Consider the following 15,020-nt stretch of genomic DNA (forward strand, 5'->3'; position numbering starts at 1 on the left):
TGATTTATCGTGATGAATTCAGGGTGCTTCACCCTGCCAGCCGCCGCCCAGTGCGGCGATCAGCGCCACGCTGCTCACCCACTGGCTGCTCTGCAGCGACAGCAGGCTCTGCTGCTCGCTCAGGCTGCTGTTTTCCGTGGTAGCGACATCAAGGTAATCAATCATGCCGGCGTCATACTGGTTGCGCGTTACGCGTGCTGACGCCTGTGCCGCCACGGCGGCGCGCTGCTGCGCGGCGATTTCCCCCTGCAGGGTATTCAGTTCCACCAGATTATCTTCCACTTCTCCGAGCGCGCTCAGCACCGTCTGGCGATAGGTCGCCACGCTGGCATCATAGGCGGCACGCGCCTGCGCCACTTTCGCCGAGGTCGCGCCAAAATCGAGCAGCGTACCGCTGAGCTCCGGCCCCAGCGACCAGGCGCGATTCGGCAGCGACAATAAACTGTGGATCGCTGAGGCGGTCACGCCACCGCTGGCGCTGAGCGTCAGGTCGGGATAATAACCGGCAATCGCCACCCCGACCGCCGCGTTGGCGGCCGCCACGTTACGTTCGGCATAGGCGATGTCCGGACGGCGCTGCAGCAGCGCCGAAGGCAGGCTCTGCGGAATGGACGGCAGCGTGGCATCCAGCTTCGCCACCGGCAACGTAAAGTCGGCTGGCGCACGCCCCAGCAGCAGCGCCACCGCGTGCTCCAGTTGCGCGCGCTGCCACTGATAATCCTGCGCCGAAGCGCGGGCGCTCTCCAGCTGCATCTGCGCCTGCGCCAGAGTGGCGCGGGATTCGCTACCGGCGCGGTACTTGTTGTCAATCACGCTGAGATAGCGCTGATAAGCTTCAATGCTGCGCTGATAGAGCGCGATCTTTTCGTCGATGATGCGCAGCTGAAAATAGTCCTGCGCCAGCTCTGACTGGGCGCTCAGCGTAACATTGGCCAGTTCAGCCTGGCTGGCCTGCGCGCTGGCCTTATCCTCTTCCTGGGTGCGGCGCAGTTTTCCCCACAGATCCAGCTCCCAGCTGGCATTCAGCGTAGCGCTGTGGCTATTGCTGACGCTGCGCTGACCGCTGGTGCTGGCACGGCTGCCGCTGCGCGTGCTGCTGGCATCGTAGTCAAGTGAGGGAAACAGTGCCGCGCGCGACTGCGCGCTCAGCGCCTGGGCTTCGCGATACTGCGCCGCATAACTGGCGACGTTCTGGTTGGAGATGCTCACCTGGCGCAGCAGGCTGGACAAGGTGGCATCGTGATACACCATCCACCACTCCCCTTTGCGACTGGCGTCCTGCGGCGTGGCCTGCGTCCAGCCTTTGGCCTCTTTATAGTGCGTCGGCAGCGCCATCGCCGGACGCTGATAATCGGGGCCAACGCTACAGCCAGCAACCAGTAGCGCCGCCGTCAGCGCGCCAATGTTCATCATTTTCATCAATCAGAATTCCACATGACGCACGCGCCGCCACTGATGCTGGGTGGCGCGGCTGAGACGATCCAGCCAGAGATAGACCACTGGCGTGGTAAACAGGGTCAGCAGCTGGCTCAGGGCCAGACCGCCGGCAATGGCAATCCCCAGCGGACTGCGTAAATCAGCGTCGTCACCGCTACCCAGCGCCAGCGGCAGAGCGCCGAAGAAGGCGGCCAGCGTGGTCATCATGATCGGCCGAAAGCGCATCAGGCACGCCTGCGTAATCGCCTGCTGCGGCGACAGCCCCTGGCTGCGCTCGGCGTGCAGGGCAAAATCGATCATCATGATGGCGTTTTTCTTGACGATACCGATCAGCAAAATGATGCCGATCAGCGCAATCACCGTCAGCTGCGTATTGGTCAGCAGCAACAGCAGCAGCGCCCCGACGCCTGCCGACGGCAGCGTGGAGAGAATGGTCAGCGGGTGAATGTAACTCTCATACAGCACGCCCAGGACGATATACACCGCCGCCAGCGCCGCAATAATCAGCCACGGCATGGTGGCGGTGAGCTGAGAGAACGCTGCGGCGGTGCCGGCAAAGCCCGCCTGAATGCTGGAGGGCAACCCCAGCTGTGCCATCGCTTGCTTAATCATCGTCTGCGCCTGCTCCAGCGACACGCCGTCGTTGAGGTTGAAGGCGATGGTGCTGGTCGCTGACTGGCCCTGATGCGCAACCGACAGCGGCGCGTTGCCGCCGCTGAAGCGGGCAAAGGCCGCCAGCGGCACGCGATCGCCGCTGTCGTTAATCACATACAGTTGTTGCAACATGGCCGGATCGCGCGTGTCGCTGTCCTGCAGGGCCATCACCACATGGTACTGATTGAGCGTGTGATAGAGCGTGGCAATCTGTCGCTGGCTAAAGGCATTGTTCAGCAGCGTGTCCAGCATCTGCACGTTAACGCCCAGCCGCGTGGCGCGGTCGCGATCGATGTTGATCACCACCTCCTGTCCGCCGGTTTGCGCATCGGAATCCACGCTGTTGAGTTGCGGTATCGCGGCCAGCGCCGCCTGGACTTTCGGCGTCCAGCGGCGCAGCAGATCGAGATCATCAGCCTGCAGGCTGTACTGATAAGTGGCGTTGGCGCTGCGCCCGCCGATGTGCAGATCCTGCGCGGCCATCAGGAACAGCTGCGCCCCGGCAATATGGCGGGTTTTCAGGCTCAGCCGGTTAGCCACTTCGGTGGCGCTGGCAGTGCGCTGGTCAAAATCTTTCAGCCGGACAAAAAAGTTGGCGCTATTGCGCGAGCCAAACATGCCGCTGCCCATTGACGACATCACGCTGTCTACCGCCGGATCGGCCTCAATGATTTTGGTGAACGCCAGCATCTTTGGCTTCATCGCCTGGAAGGAGATGTTCTGGTCAGCGCGCAGGGCGCCCATCAGCAGGCCGGTGTCCTGATTGGGGAAAAAGCCCTTTTGCACCACGCTAAACAGAAACAGATTGAGCAGCACGGTGAGCAGCAAACTTAGCAGGGTGATCTTCTGGTGCGCCATCACCCACGCCAGGCCACGCGCGTAGGCGACCAGCAGCGCGTTGAGCGCATTTTCGATCAGCTGATAGAGCGGATGCGGCCGCCGGGTGAGCTGCGGCTTCGGCCGCAGCAGCCGGGCGCACAGCATCGGGGTCAGGCTGAGCGAGACAAACATGGAGATTAGCAGCGAGACCGTCAGCGTCACCGCAAATTCGCGGAACAGGCGGCCAACAATGCTGCCCATCAGCAGAATCGGGATAAACACCGCCACCAGCGACACCGTCATCGACAGCACCGTAAAGCTCACCTCATGGGCACCGCGCAGGGCAGCACGCAGCGGACTCAGACCGGCTTCGATGTGCCGGGTGATATTTTCCAGCACCACGATGGCGTCATCAACAACAAAGCCCGTGGCGATGATCAGCGCCATCAGCGACAGGTTATCGAGACTGTAACCGAGCAGATACATCACCGCGCAGGTGCCGATTAACGACACCGGCAGCGCCAGCGCCGGAATCACCACCGCCTGCAAATTACGCAGGAAGACAAATACCACGGCAATCACCAGCAGCATCGCCACCAGCAGCGTCTCTTCGGTGTCATACAGGGAGGCGCGCACCGTTGGCGAACGGTCTACCACCACTTTGAGCTGGGTATCGGCAGGCAGATCTTTCTCCAGCTGTGGCAGCTGCGCTTTGATGGCGTCAATGGTGTCGAGCATGTTAGCGCCGGCCTGACGCTTGATGGCGATCATCACCGACGGCTGTGAATTGAGAAAGCCGGCCTGATACTGATCCTCCACCGAGTCATACACCGTGGCGACGTCATGCAGTCGCACCGCCTTACCCGCGTGGTAGCTGACTATCAGGTCGCGGTACTGTGCCGCTTTGTCCAGCTGGCCGTTACCGTCCACCATCCAGGACTGGCTGCTGCCCTGCAGCATGCCTTTCGGCAGATTGGTGGTGCTGCTGGATACGGCGCTGCGCACCGTATCCAGCGCAATGCCATAGTGCGTCAGCTGTTGCGGCTGCAGATCAATGCGGACCGCCGGCAGCGCGCTGCCCATCAGCGACACCTCGCCTACGCCCCTGACCTGGCCCATCGCCTGCTCGATTTTGCTTTCGGCGAGGTCATACAGTTCACCCGGCGTGCGCGTGGCTGAGGTAAGCGCCAGCATCACAATCGGCGCGTCCGAGGGATTCGCTTTGCGATAGGTCGGCAGCGACTCCATGGCACTCGGTAACAGGCTGCGTGCCGCATTGATCGCCGCCTGCACGTCGCGCGCCGCACCATTGATATCGCGGTCAAGTTCAAACTGCAGTATCACGCTGGTCGAGCCCTGCGAGCTGGTCGACGTCATCTCCGTCACACCGGCAATCTGGCCGAGCGAACGCTCCAGCGGCGTCGCCACCGTGGCCGCCATGGTTTCCGGGCTGGCGCCGGCCAGGCTGGCGCTGACCATGATGGTAGGAAAATCCACCTGCGGCAGCGGCGCGACGGGCAGCAACCGGTAGCCCAGCGCCCCGAGCAGCAGGATCGCCAGCGTCAGCAGCAGCGTGGCAACCGGGCGAAAGATAAACAGCCGGGTGATGTTCATGGCTCGCCCCGCGCCTGCTGCTGCCGGCGCTGCACGTAGCGCTTACCGCGCTGCGCCAGCCCATCAAACCACAGATAGATCACCGGGGTGGAGAACAGCGTCAGCACCTGGCTCACCAGCAGGCCACCGACAATCACCAGCCCGAGCGGCTGACGCAGTTCAGCACCGGAGCCGGAGGCCAGCATCAGCGGCAGCGCCCCGAGCAGCGCCGCCATGGTGGTCATCAGAATCGGCCGGAAGCGCAGCAGACAGGCCTGATGGATCGCTTCGCGCGGCGTCATATGCTGCTTATGCTGCGCCTCCAGCGCGAAGTCGATCATCATAATGGCGTTCTTTTTAACGATGCCAATCAGCAGAATGACGCCAATCAGCGCGATCAGGCTGAATTCGCTGCCCGCCAGCATCAGCGTCAGCAGCGCCCCGACCGCCGCCGACGGCAGCGTGGAGAGAATGGTCACCGGATGAATAAAGCTTTCATACAGAATGCCCAGCACCACGTACATGGTGATCAGCGCCGCCAGAATCAGCCATAGCGTGTTGCCGGTGGCACTCTGAAACGCCGCGGTTTCACCCTGATAGCGCAGCGTTATGCTGGCGGGCAGTTTAAGCTGCTGCGTGACCTGCGCAATCGCCCGCTGCCCCTCCTCCAGCGAATAACCGGGGTTAAGATTGAACGACACCATCACCGCCGGGAACTGATTCAGGCGCATGTGCATCAGCGCCCCGGTCCGCGCATGCACGCTGGCGATGGCGGTGAGTTTCACCATGCCGGTGGTGGTGGTCTCACTGTCGCTGTCGCTGCTGGTTGATGCGCTGCTGCTCACCGGCAGATAAACGTCATCAAATGACGCCGGCGACTGCTGATACTGCGGCGCCACTTCCAGCACCACGCGATACTGGTTCGCCTGGGTAAAAATGGTGGAAACCAGCCGCTGACCAAAGCTGTTGTACAGCGCGGTATCGACGTCAGCTGCCGTGATGCCGTAGCGCGCCGCTTTATCGCGATTCAGCTCCACATAGGCCACGCGCCCCTGATCCTGCAGGTTGCTGACCACGCCATTAAACTCCGGGCGCTGCTGCAGCGCAGCTATCAGCTGCGGCGTCCAGCGCACCAGGTTTTCGCTGTCGGCATCATCAAGGGTGAACTGGTACTGGCTCGGCGTCACCTGATCGTTGACCGTCAGGTCCTGTGCTGGCTGCAGATAAAGCTGAATGCCGGCGACCCGGCGCGCCGCCTGCTGTAGCTGCGCAATCACCTCATCGGCTTTGACGTCGCGCTGGTCAAACGCTTTCAGGTTGATCTGCAGGCGCCCGCTATTGAGGCTGGTGTTATTGCCGTCGATACCAATGGTTGAGGACACACTCTCGACCGCCGGATTTTGCAGGATCACCGTTGCCAGCGCCTGCTGACGCTGCGCCATCGCCGTGAAGGAGACATCCTGCGACGCCACGGTCACCCCCTGAATCAGCCCGGTATCCTGCGTGGGAAAGAACCCTTTCGGGATGGCCAGATACAGCAGCGCGGTGAGTGCAAAGGTTGCCAGCGCCACCAGCAGCGTCAGCTTCTGATGGTTGAGCACTACGCTGAGCAGGCGGTCATAGCCGCGGACCAGTTTGTCAAACAGCTCGCCGCCTTTGCGCGCAAAGCGTGACTGTTGCGACTCCGGAATATGCCTTAACAGCCAGGCACACAGCATAGGCGTCAGCGTCAGCGACACCACCATCGACACCAGAATCGAGACGGCCAGGGTGATGGCGAATTCGCGGAACAGCCGTCCGACCACATCGCCCATAAACAGCAGCGGAATCAGGACCGCAATCAGGGAAAACGTCAGGGAAATAATGGTGAAGCCAATCTGCTGCGAGCCTTTCAGCGCGGCCTGCATCGGCGTTTCCCCCTGCTCCAGCCGGCGCGAAATGTTCTCCACCACCACAATCGCGTCATCAATGACAAACCCGGTGGCGATGGTCAGCGCCATCAGCGACAGGTTGTTGAGGCTGAAATCGGCGAGATACATCACGCCAAAGGTGCCAATCAGCGACAGCGGTACTGCCACGCTGGGAATCAGCGTCGCCGCCACGTTGCGCAGAAACAGGAAGGTCACCATCACCACCAGTGCGATCGACAGCATCAGTTCAAACTGTACGTCGCTGATTGAGGCGCGGATGGTCTGCGTGCGATCGGCAAGCACACGCATTTTCACACCATCCGGCAGCGCCGCCTGCAGTACGGGCAGCTGCTTTTTAATGCTATCCACCACCTGAATGACGTTGGCGCCAGGCTGGCGCTGCACGCTGATGACAATCGCCGGACGGTTATTGGCCCACGCCGACTGAAAGCGATTCTCCGGCCCCTGTTCGATATGGGCGATATCTTTCAGCCGCAGCGCCGCACCGTTCTGCCAGGTGAGAATCAGATTGCCGTATTCGGCCGCGGTGCGCAGCTGGTCGTTGGCGTCGATGGTCACCGAGTGATATTTGCCGTCGAAGCCGCCTTTCGAACCGTTGACGTTGCTGTTGGCGATCAGCGTATTGACGTCTTCCAGCGACAGCTTGTGCGCCGCCAGCGCTTTTGGATCCATCTGCACGCGAATCGCCGGCTGATTACCGCCCGCCAGGGTCACCATCCCCACGCCGTTGATTTGCGACAGCTTCAGCGCCACGCGCGTGTTCACCAGATCCTGCACCTCAGTCAGCGGCAGCGTGTCGGAACTGGCGGCCAGCGTGATCACCGCACTGTCGGCCGGATTGACCTTTTTATACGTCGGCGGATTGGGCAGATCGTCCGGTAACAGATTATTCGCCGCGTTGATTGCCGCCTGGACTTCCTGTTCGGCGACGTCAAGCGACAGATCGAGGCTGAACTTCAGGGTGATAATCGATGATCCGCCCGAGCTGGCAGACGTCATCTGGCTAAGACCGGCCATCTGACCGAGCTGACGCTCCAGCGGCGAGGTCACGGACGAGGCCATCACGTCCGGGCTGGCGCCAGGATAAAGGGTGGTAACCTGAATGGTCGGATAATCCACCTGCGGCAGCGCCGAGGTGGAGAGAAAGCGATAAGCGAACAAACCGGCGATCAGCACGCCGACCATCAGCAGAATCGTCGCCACCGGGCGCAGGATAAACAGACGAGACGGATTCATGGCTGGATACTTTTGCTGTCGTCAGCCAGCTGGACTTTGCTGCCGTTAGTCAGACGATCGATCCCCTCGGTCACCAGACGATCGCCTGGCGCCACGCCCTGCAGGATCGCCTGACGATCTTCCCCCAGTGCCGGTCCGGCGGTGACCGCTTTGCGCGTCACGCTATTATCTTTGTTGATAATAAATACAAAGCTCCCGTCGCTGCTCAGCTGCAGCGCCTGCGCCGGGATCACCGTCGCGTTTTTCAGCGTGCCGGTTTGCAGACGCAGATTAACGAACTGGTTGGCAAACAGCGCTTCGTCCTGGTTAGGAAAGCTGGCTTTCAGTTCGATGGTGCCGGTGCTGGTATCGATCTGATTGCTGATGTACTTCACCTCACCCTGCGCCAGTACGCTGCTGTTGTCCTGATCGAAGGCCGTCGCGGGCAGGCTCTGGCCGTTGCGCAGTGCGCGCGTCAGCTGCGCGATGTAGCTCTGCGGCACGCTGAACGTCACCGCGGCAGGCTGCATTTGCGTCACCACCACAATGCCGGTGGTGTCGCTGGTCTGCACCATATTGCCGGGATCGACCAGCCGCAGGCCCACGCGGCCGCTGATCGGCGAGGTGATGCGGGCATACTCAATATCCAGTTTTGCGCTGGCGATTTGCGCCTGATCCGCCGCCACCGCGCCCTGATACTGGCCGACGGTAGCAATCTGGCTATCCAGATCCTGGCGCGACAGCGAGTCCTGCACTGCCAGCTTTTTGTAGCGTGCCAGCGTCAGTTGCGCACTGTGCAGCAGCGCCTGGTTCTGGCTGAGATCGCCCTGATACTGCGCCAGCGTCGCCTGATAACTGCGCGGATCGATCTGCGCCAGCAGCTGACCGGCGCTGACTTTCTGCCCTTCAGTAAAGAACACCTGCTGCAACTGCCCGGCCACGCGGCTGGTGACGGTGACGCTGGCGTTGGGGATCACCGTGCCGAGCGCATTCAGGTACACCGGCACGTCGGCCGTCGCGGCAACGCCGCTGTGCACCAGCGTTGCCGGGCCGCTCATTGGCGCCGCGCCGCGATGACCGCCTGGCGGCAGGTCGCCGGGTGCTGCGCCCCGCTTGCCGCCTGCCACACGCCAGATCACGCCTGCCGCGATCAGCAGCACCAGCAACACAAGCAGCCATTTCAGCCAGCGGGAGAAACCAGAACGGGAAGCATGGATAGTCATCAGCGTCTTCAGATCAGCAAAAGTGTGGGTAAAAACCCCGGTAAGCAGGGGATTATTTCAGCGAAAATCATCACGACGCGCATTATCGGCGGATCGCCAGAACGTTTTCTATACGCAAACCGTAAGCGTTTCGTTAAGAGATGCAGGATTTAAACCGCGCCCGGCAGCGGCCGGTGATGGCGCGCGCAGGCGCTATAAACGGGAGAGGAGGACAACTTACAGGCAAAAAAAACCCACGCATCCGCGTGGGTCGGTGCAACCGAACAGGGTGAATACCACAAGGGTATCGCTGCCGCAGCAGCCGATCTTCACACCAATCAATACCTCTGGGACCTTTATCGTCGCGCAATGGCGGCACGGATAACAGCCGCAAATCGCAACGGAGTTCGGCGAAATGCAACGAGGTGTGAAAAGCTCGACTGCGCGTTTACATCCTGATTTCGTTAAGATTTATCTGATGCCGGTTTACTGTAAATCGCGTCGGGTGCCACGTTCATGTGTTTCAGCACCGGCCCCATGATGTTGCCGAATACCGGCGCGGCCACCGAGCCGCCAAAGTGATCGCCAGCGGTAGGATGGTTAATCATCACCACCAGCGCCACTTCCGGATGGCTGGCCGGCGCGATGCCGGCGGTGTAGTTGACATAGCCGCCGTCATATTTGCCGCTGCTGCCCATCTTCTCCGCGGTACCGGTTTTGGTCGCTAGCCGGTAGCCCGGAACCGCCGCTTTCACCCCGGTACCGCCCGGCAGCACGTCACTCTCCAGCATGTGCACCACGGTTTGCACGATCTGTGGATCCGCCACCTGCCTGCCCAGCACCGGTGGCGTCACTTTGGTGATCGACAGCGGGCGATAGACGCCATACGAACCGAGCGTGGCGTACTCACGCGCAATCTGCAGCGGCGTTACGCGCAGACCGTAGCCGAACGAAAAGGTGGCGCGCTCAATGTCCGCCCAGCGCTGGCGATGCAGCGGGAAGTAGCCCACGCTCTCACCGGTCAGCCCCAGCCCGGTCGGCTTGCCGAGTCCAAAAGCCTGGTAGGTGTTCACCAGCGCTTCCGCCGGCATCGCCAGCGCGATGTGCGACACGCCGATGTCGCTGGATTTCTGCAAAATGCCGGTCATGGTCAGCCGCGGCCAGTGGCCGACATCACGGATCAGGTGGCCGTTGACGCTGTAGGGCGTGGTGTCGATCACCGAATCGGGGCGCACCAGATGACGCTGCAGCCCTTCCATCACCACCAGCGGCTTCACCGTCGAACCGGGCTCGTAGCTGTCGTTGATGGCGGTATTGCGCATTTGCGCCGGCGTGGCGTTGTCATAATTGTTGGGGTTGAACGACGGATAAGACGCCATAGCGAGGATTTCGCCGGTGTCGATCTTCACCAGCACCGCCGCGCCCGAATCGGCCTTGTTGAGCAGCACGCCGTCGCGCAGCTTGCTGTACAGCGTAAACTGGTCAAACTTATCGATGCTGAGCTGCACCGTCGGCGGCTGCTTCGGCGGCTCGTAATCGATCATCGCAATAATGTTGCCGTCCCCGTCCTGGCGATACACCTCTTTACCCGGCTCGCCCTGCAGTACCCGGTCAAAGCCCTTCTCCAGCCCGTTAAGCCCGTTGTTGTCCGCCCCGACGATGCCAATCAGCGGCGCCGCGGCTTCACTCATCGGATAAAAACGGCTGTCGTCATACACCGAACTGATGCCTTTCAGGTGCAGCTCAGCAATATCTTTGGCAATGCCCAGCTCGATTTTGCGCCCGAGATAGAGGAAGCGCTTTTTCGGATTGGCGGTGATCTGCGCGCGCAGCTCGTCCGGTCGCAGATTCAGCGCCGCCGCCAGATAGCTCCATTTGGCGCTGGTGAAATCGGGATTGGCCTCCAGCACGCGCAGCGGATCGGCGATGATATCGCGCGATGGCACGCTGAGCGCCAGCGCCTGGCCGTCGCGGTCGAGCAGCGTGCCGCGGTTGGTCGGCAGCGTCACGGTACGCAGCGAGCGCTGGTCGGCCTCGTGCTCCAGCATCGGATGATTGATCAGCTGCAAATCGCCGACGCGCGCCAGCAGCAGGCCCATGCAGCCTAATACGCCCAGACAAATCAGACGAAAACGAAACGGGTTAAACGGGGCTTTAATCTGGTCTTTTCCCAGAAATTTTTTAATCGGGGGCATGGCGATCCGCTGCGATAAAAGATGAATCCAAAGGGGTTAGCTGCAGTTATAAAGAAAGGTAAAGCGAGTTGACAGGAAAACAATGTATCAGTTCGTTTATGCCCGATTGAGGTCACCGCAACGGGACGCTTCACACCGGCAGATCGCAGGCAAAAAAAACCTGCGCATCTGCGCAGGTCGGTGTAATCAAGAAAACTGTTGATGTTCACCCATCAATACCTCTGGGACCCTGACTGTAGCAAGTTGCTCAGCGCAGAAACTATCACTCAAACGCAACAGTTACCGGCAAAATGTAACCAGCGGTGAGATTGTTAGCCGATTGTGCAACTGGCGTGTTTTTTAATTTCCACCAGGCAGCTCATGGCGTTCGGGCCCTGAGTTAACGACGAGGTCCCGATGTCGAGCGTCAGCACGTTAGGGTTGCCGGCGCGGTCCCACGGCTGCCACGCTTTGCCAAAACCGGGATCGAACCAGGCGCCGGTGGCGATGATCACCACACCGGGCGTCAGGCCGTCCGTCAGGCGGACGCCAGCCAGCATACGGCCACGCGCGTTGCTCACTTCAATCTCATCGCCGTCGCTGATACCGCGCGCGGCGGCATCGTCAACGTGCATATACAGCGTTTCGTGACCGGCGGTTTTGCCGGCCTGCACCGTGGCGGTAGCATCCAGCTGGCTGTGCAGGCGATCCGCAGGCTGCACCGAAATCATGTGCAGCGGGAACTGCGCGCTGAGCGCTGCGCCAAGCCACTCCTGCGGCGCGCGCCACTCCGGATGCCCGGCGAAATCCGCCAGCTGGTAATCGGCGATGGTCTGGCAAAACAGCTCAATTTTGCCGCTGGCGGTGTGAATCGGATGCGCCTGCGGGTCGGCGCGGAAATCATCCATAAACACGTACGGCTTGCCGCCCTGCGGAATCTCAACAAAGCCGCGCTGCCAGAATGCCTCGAACTCCGGGAACGCGATGTCCAGCTGCGCATGCGCCTGCGCACACTGCTGGTAAAGATGCTCAATCCACTGCATCTCGTTGCGTCCTTCGGTAAAGCGATCGCGGTAGCCAAGGCGATCGGCCAGATCGGCAAAAATATCAAAGTCGTTACGCGCCTGATGCTGCGGTTTAATCGCCTGGTGCATCGCCAGCACGAAGCGGTCACGCGACGAGCCGCCAATGTCGTTGCGCTCCAGCGTGGTGGTGGCCGGCAGCACGATGTCCGCCATCTGCGCCGCGGGCGTCCAGACGATATCCTGCACGATGACCGTATCCGGACGCTGCCAGCCCTCGACCAGTCGGTTGAGCTGCTGGTGATGATGGAACGGATTGCCGCCTGCCCAGTGCACCAGGTGAATGTCGGGATAGTGCAGCGTCTCGCCCTGAAACGCATATGGCTGGCCGGGATTGAGCAGCATGTCGCTGATGCGCGCCACCGGGATCGACAGGTTCGCCGGATTCGGGCCGGTGCTCATCAGCGGCGCCGGGCCTTCCTGGCGCGGATTGCCGACGCTGTTCATTGAACCATGGCCAAAAGAGAAGCCGCCGCCCGGCAGTCCCGGCTGGCCCAGCATCGACGAGAGCGCAATCATCATCCAGTACGGCTGCTCGCCGCGATGGGCGCGCTGCACCGCATAAGCACAGGTGATAAAGCTGCGTTTGCCCGCCAGCTGCTGCGCCAGCAGTGCGATACGCGCTGCCGGGATGCCGGTTATCGCACTGGCCCACGCGGGCGTTTTCGCCACGCCGTCGCTTTCGCCCAGCAGATAGGCACGCAACTGCGGCCAGCCGGTGCAGTGGCTGGCGAGGAAAGCCTCATCGATCGCGTTCCGGCGGGTAATTTCATAGCCGAGCGCCAGCATCAGCGCCACGTCGGTGTTCGGGCGAATCGGAATCCACTCGGCGTTAACGAATGCCGGGCAGTCATCGCGCATCGGGCTGATGTTAATGATCGGCGTGCCTTTGGCGCTCAGCTGCTGCAGCGCCGGTTTCAGGCTGTGCTCGCCGGCGCCGCCGGAGGCCACCTGCGCATTTTTCAGCGCCAGGCCGCCAAAGGCGACGAAAATTTCTGCATGCTCCACCACCTGCGGCCAGTCGGTGACGCGGCCGGTGAGCGGCATATAAGTGCCAATCACGTACGGCAGAAAGAACTGTGCCGCGCCCCAGCTGTAGTTACCCTGCTGATCAACGCCACCGCCGCCCTGGAAATAGAAGCGACGAATCAGGGTGCGCGCGTGGTTAACGCGACCGGCTGATGACCAGCCGTACGAACCGTTGAAAATGCCGGAAGCGCCGTAGCGGTCGCGCACCCGGCGGTTCTCTTCCGCCACCAGATCGAGCGCGGTGTCCCAGTCCACGGCGACAAAATCTTCCCGGCCGCGCAGCGTGCGATCGCTGTTTTCACGCGACTTCAGCCACGAACGGCGCACCATCGGCTGACGGATGCGTTTATCCGAGTACACCAGTTCAGGGATAGTGTGGATCATCGGGGAAGGATCGGCATCGGCGAAGAAAGGTTCGCAGGCAATCAGGCGCTGATTTTCGGTGACGGCGGTAAACGCGCCCCAGTGCGCAAGGTGCGGCACACGAGTTTTCATGGTTATGCGTCCGGCAGGCAGGTGTGATTCAGGCTGGCAGCATAGCACGGTGCCGTTACCGGGCTAAAGCCTCACCGTGAGCGTCTGATTTTCCGCACTTTTGCGACAGCGCTGACATTCTGGCGGGTTGCGGCTGCCGGGCTTTTCCGTAACACTGAGAGCATGTGTAAACGTTTTCCCGGATGTCGACCATTGCATGGCTACTATTAAGGATGTTGCCCGCATGGCGGGGGTGTCGGTCGCGACCGTGTCCCGCGTCATCAATAATTCGCCCAAAGCCAGCGAGAGTTCGCGCCTCGCCGTTACCCAGGCCATGGAACAGCTGCAGTATCACCCGAACGCCAATGCCCGCGCGCTGGCGCAGCAATCCACCGAAACGCTCGGGCTGGTGGTAGGCGATGTGTCAGACCCGTTTTTTGGCGCGATGGTGAAAGCGGTCGATGAAGTCGCCGGGCAAACCGGCAACTTTCTGCTGATTGGTAACGGTTACCATAATGAGCAGAAAGAGCGTCAGGCGATTGAACAGCTGATGCGCCATCGCTGTGCTGCGCTGGTGGTGCACGCCAAGAAAATTCCCGATGACGATTTAGAGCTGCTGATGAAGCAGGTGCCGGGCATGGTGCTGCTGAACCGGCTGCTGCAGGGGTTTGAGTCGCGCTGCATTGCGCTGGATGACCGCTACGGCGCCTGGCTGGCCACGCGCCACCTGATTCAGCAGGGTCATACGCAGATCGCCTTTATCTGCTCGACGCACACCATTTCTGACGCCGAAGATCGGCTGCAGGGCTACTACGATGCGCTGAAGGAGCACGGTCTGCCGTGCAACGACCGGCTGGTGGCGTGGGGAGAACCGGATGAGGTCGGTGGCGAGCAGGCAATGACGGAACTGCTCGGACGCGGCAAGCAGGTGAGCGCGGTGGCGTGCTACAACGATTCGATGGCCGCCGGTGCGCTGGCGGTGCTGAGCGATAACGGCATTCGCGTGCCCGAAGAGATGTCGCTGATTGGCTTTGATGATGTGCTGGTGTCGCGCTACGTGCGTCCGCGCCTGACCACGGTGCGCTATCCGATTGTGACCATGGCGCAGCAGGCCGCGCAGCTGGCGCTGGCGCTGGCCAACGGCACCGCGCTGCCGGAGGTGACCAATATGTTTAGCCCGACGCTGGTCAGGCGGCATTCGGTGGGTGGACCAGGTTAAACGAGTGCGGGCTTTCCCTCACCCTAACCCTCTCCCTGAGGGAGAGGGAACGTTCCAGAGCGCGCGGCAAGGAGAGCGCGGTCAGCCCCCTCTCCCGCTTGCGGGAGAGGGTTGGGGTGAGGGCCAGCGCGCGCGGTCAGCCCTTGCGGAAAGGGGACGTTCCAGAGAGCACGGTCAGCCCCCTCGCCCGC

At 61.5% G+C, this 15,020-nt stretch carries 7 protein-coding genes; 1 reads left to right on the plus strand and 6 read right to left on the minus strand.

All coding sequences use genetic code 11. The features are described from left to right. Positions 1 to 18 precede the first annotated feature (18 nt). The 6 genes from OXR61_RS15585 to OXR61_RS15610 all read right to left on the minus strand — a co-directional run bounded on the left by OXR61_RS15585 (position 19) and on the right by OXR61_RS15610 (position 13,631). Positions 19 to 1,419: an efflux transporter outer membrane subunit gene (locus tag OXR61_RS15585; protein WP_052022792.1), complete on the minus strand. Its 1,401-nt coding sequence runs from the start codon at positions 1,417 to 1,419 to the stop codon at positions 19 to 21. Between the two features lie 3 nt (positions 1,420 to 1,422). Next, positions 1,423 to 4,524: an efflux RND transporter permease subunit gene (locus OXR61_RS15590; protein WP_021506693.1), complete on the minus strand. Its 3,102-nt coding sequence runs from the start codon at positions 4,522 to 4,524 to the stop codon at positions 1,423 to 1,425. Beyond that, the gene (locus tag OXR61_RS15595) at positions 4,521 to 7,670 is read right to left on the minus strand and encodes a multidrug efflux RND transporter permease subunit (protein WP_021506692.1); all 3,150 of its coding nucleotides are present in this window, start codon (positions 7,668 to 7,670) and stop codon (positions 4,521 to 4,523) included. Before OXR61_RS15595 ends, OXR61_RS15590 begins: the two co-directional genes overlap by 4 nt. Next, positions 7,667 to 8,872: an MdtA/MuxA family multidrug efflux RND transporter periplasmic adaptor subunit gene (locus OXR61_RS15600; RefSeq protein WP_021506691.1), complete on the minus strand. Its 1,206-nt coding sequence runs from the start codon at positions 8,870 to 8,872 to the stop codon at positions 7,667 to 7,669. Before OXR61_RS15600 ends, OXR61_RS15595 begins: the two co-directional genes overlap by 4 nt. A gap of 443 nt (positions 8,873 to 9,315) precedes the next feature. Continuing rightward, entirely contained in the window at positions 9,316 to 11,046 is a 1,731-nt protein-coding gene (locus OXR61_RS15605; RefSeq protein ID WP_021506690.1) for a penicillin-binding transpeptidase domain-containing protein, read from the minus strand. Between the two features lie 311 nt (positions 11,047 to 11,357). After that, complete coding sequence (locus OXR61_RS15610; protein WP_031279488.1) at positions 11,358 to 13,631, minus strand: molybdopterin-dependent oxidoreductase; 2,274 nt, start codon at positions 13,629 to 13,631, stop codon at positions 11,358 to 11,360. A 196-nt stretch (positions 13,632 to 13,827) separates the two neighbouring features. Here OXR61_RS15610 and galR point away from each other — a divergent pair, with 196 nt between their 5' ends. Next, positions 13,828 to 14,829: an HTH-type transcriptional regulator GalR gene (galR, locus tag OXR61_RS15615; protein WP_031279486.1), complete on the plus strand. Its 1,002-nt coding sequence runs from the start codon at positions 13,828 to 13,830 to the stop codon at positions 14,827 to 14,829. Positions 14,830 to 15,020: the final 191 nt, after the last annotated feature.

The sequence above is a fragment of the Pantoea sp. GM_Pan_4 genome, assembly GCF_026541005.1.
GTDB classification, from domain to species: Bacteria; Pseudomonadota; Gammaproteobacteria; order Enterobacterales; family Enterobacteriaceae; genus Pantoea; species Pantoea dispersa.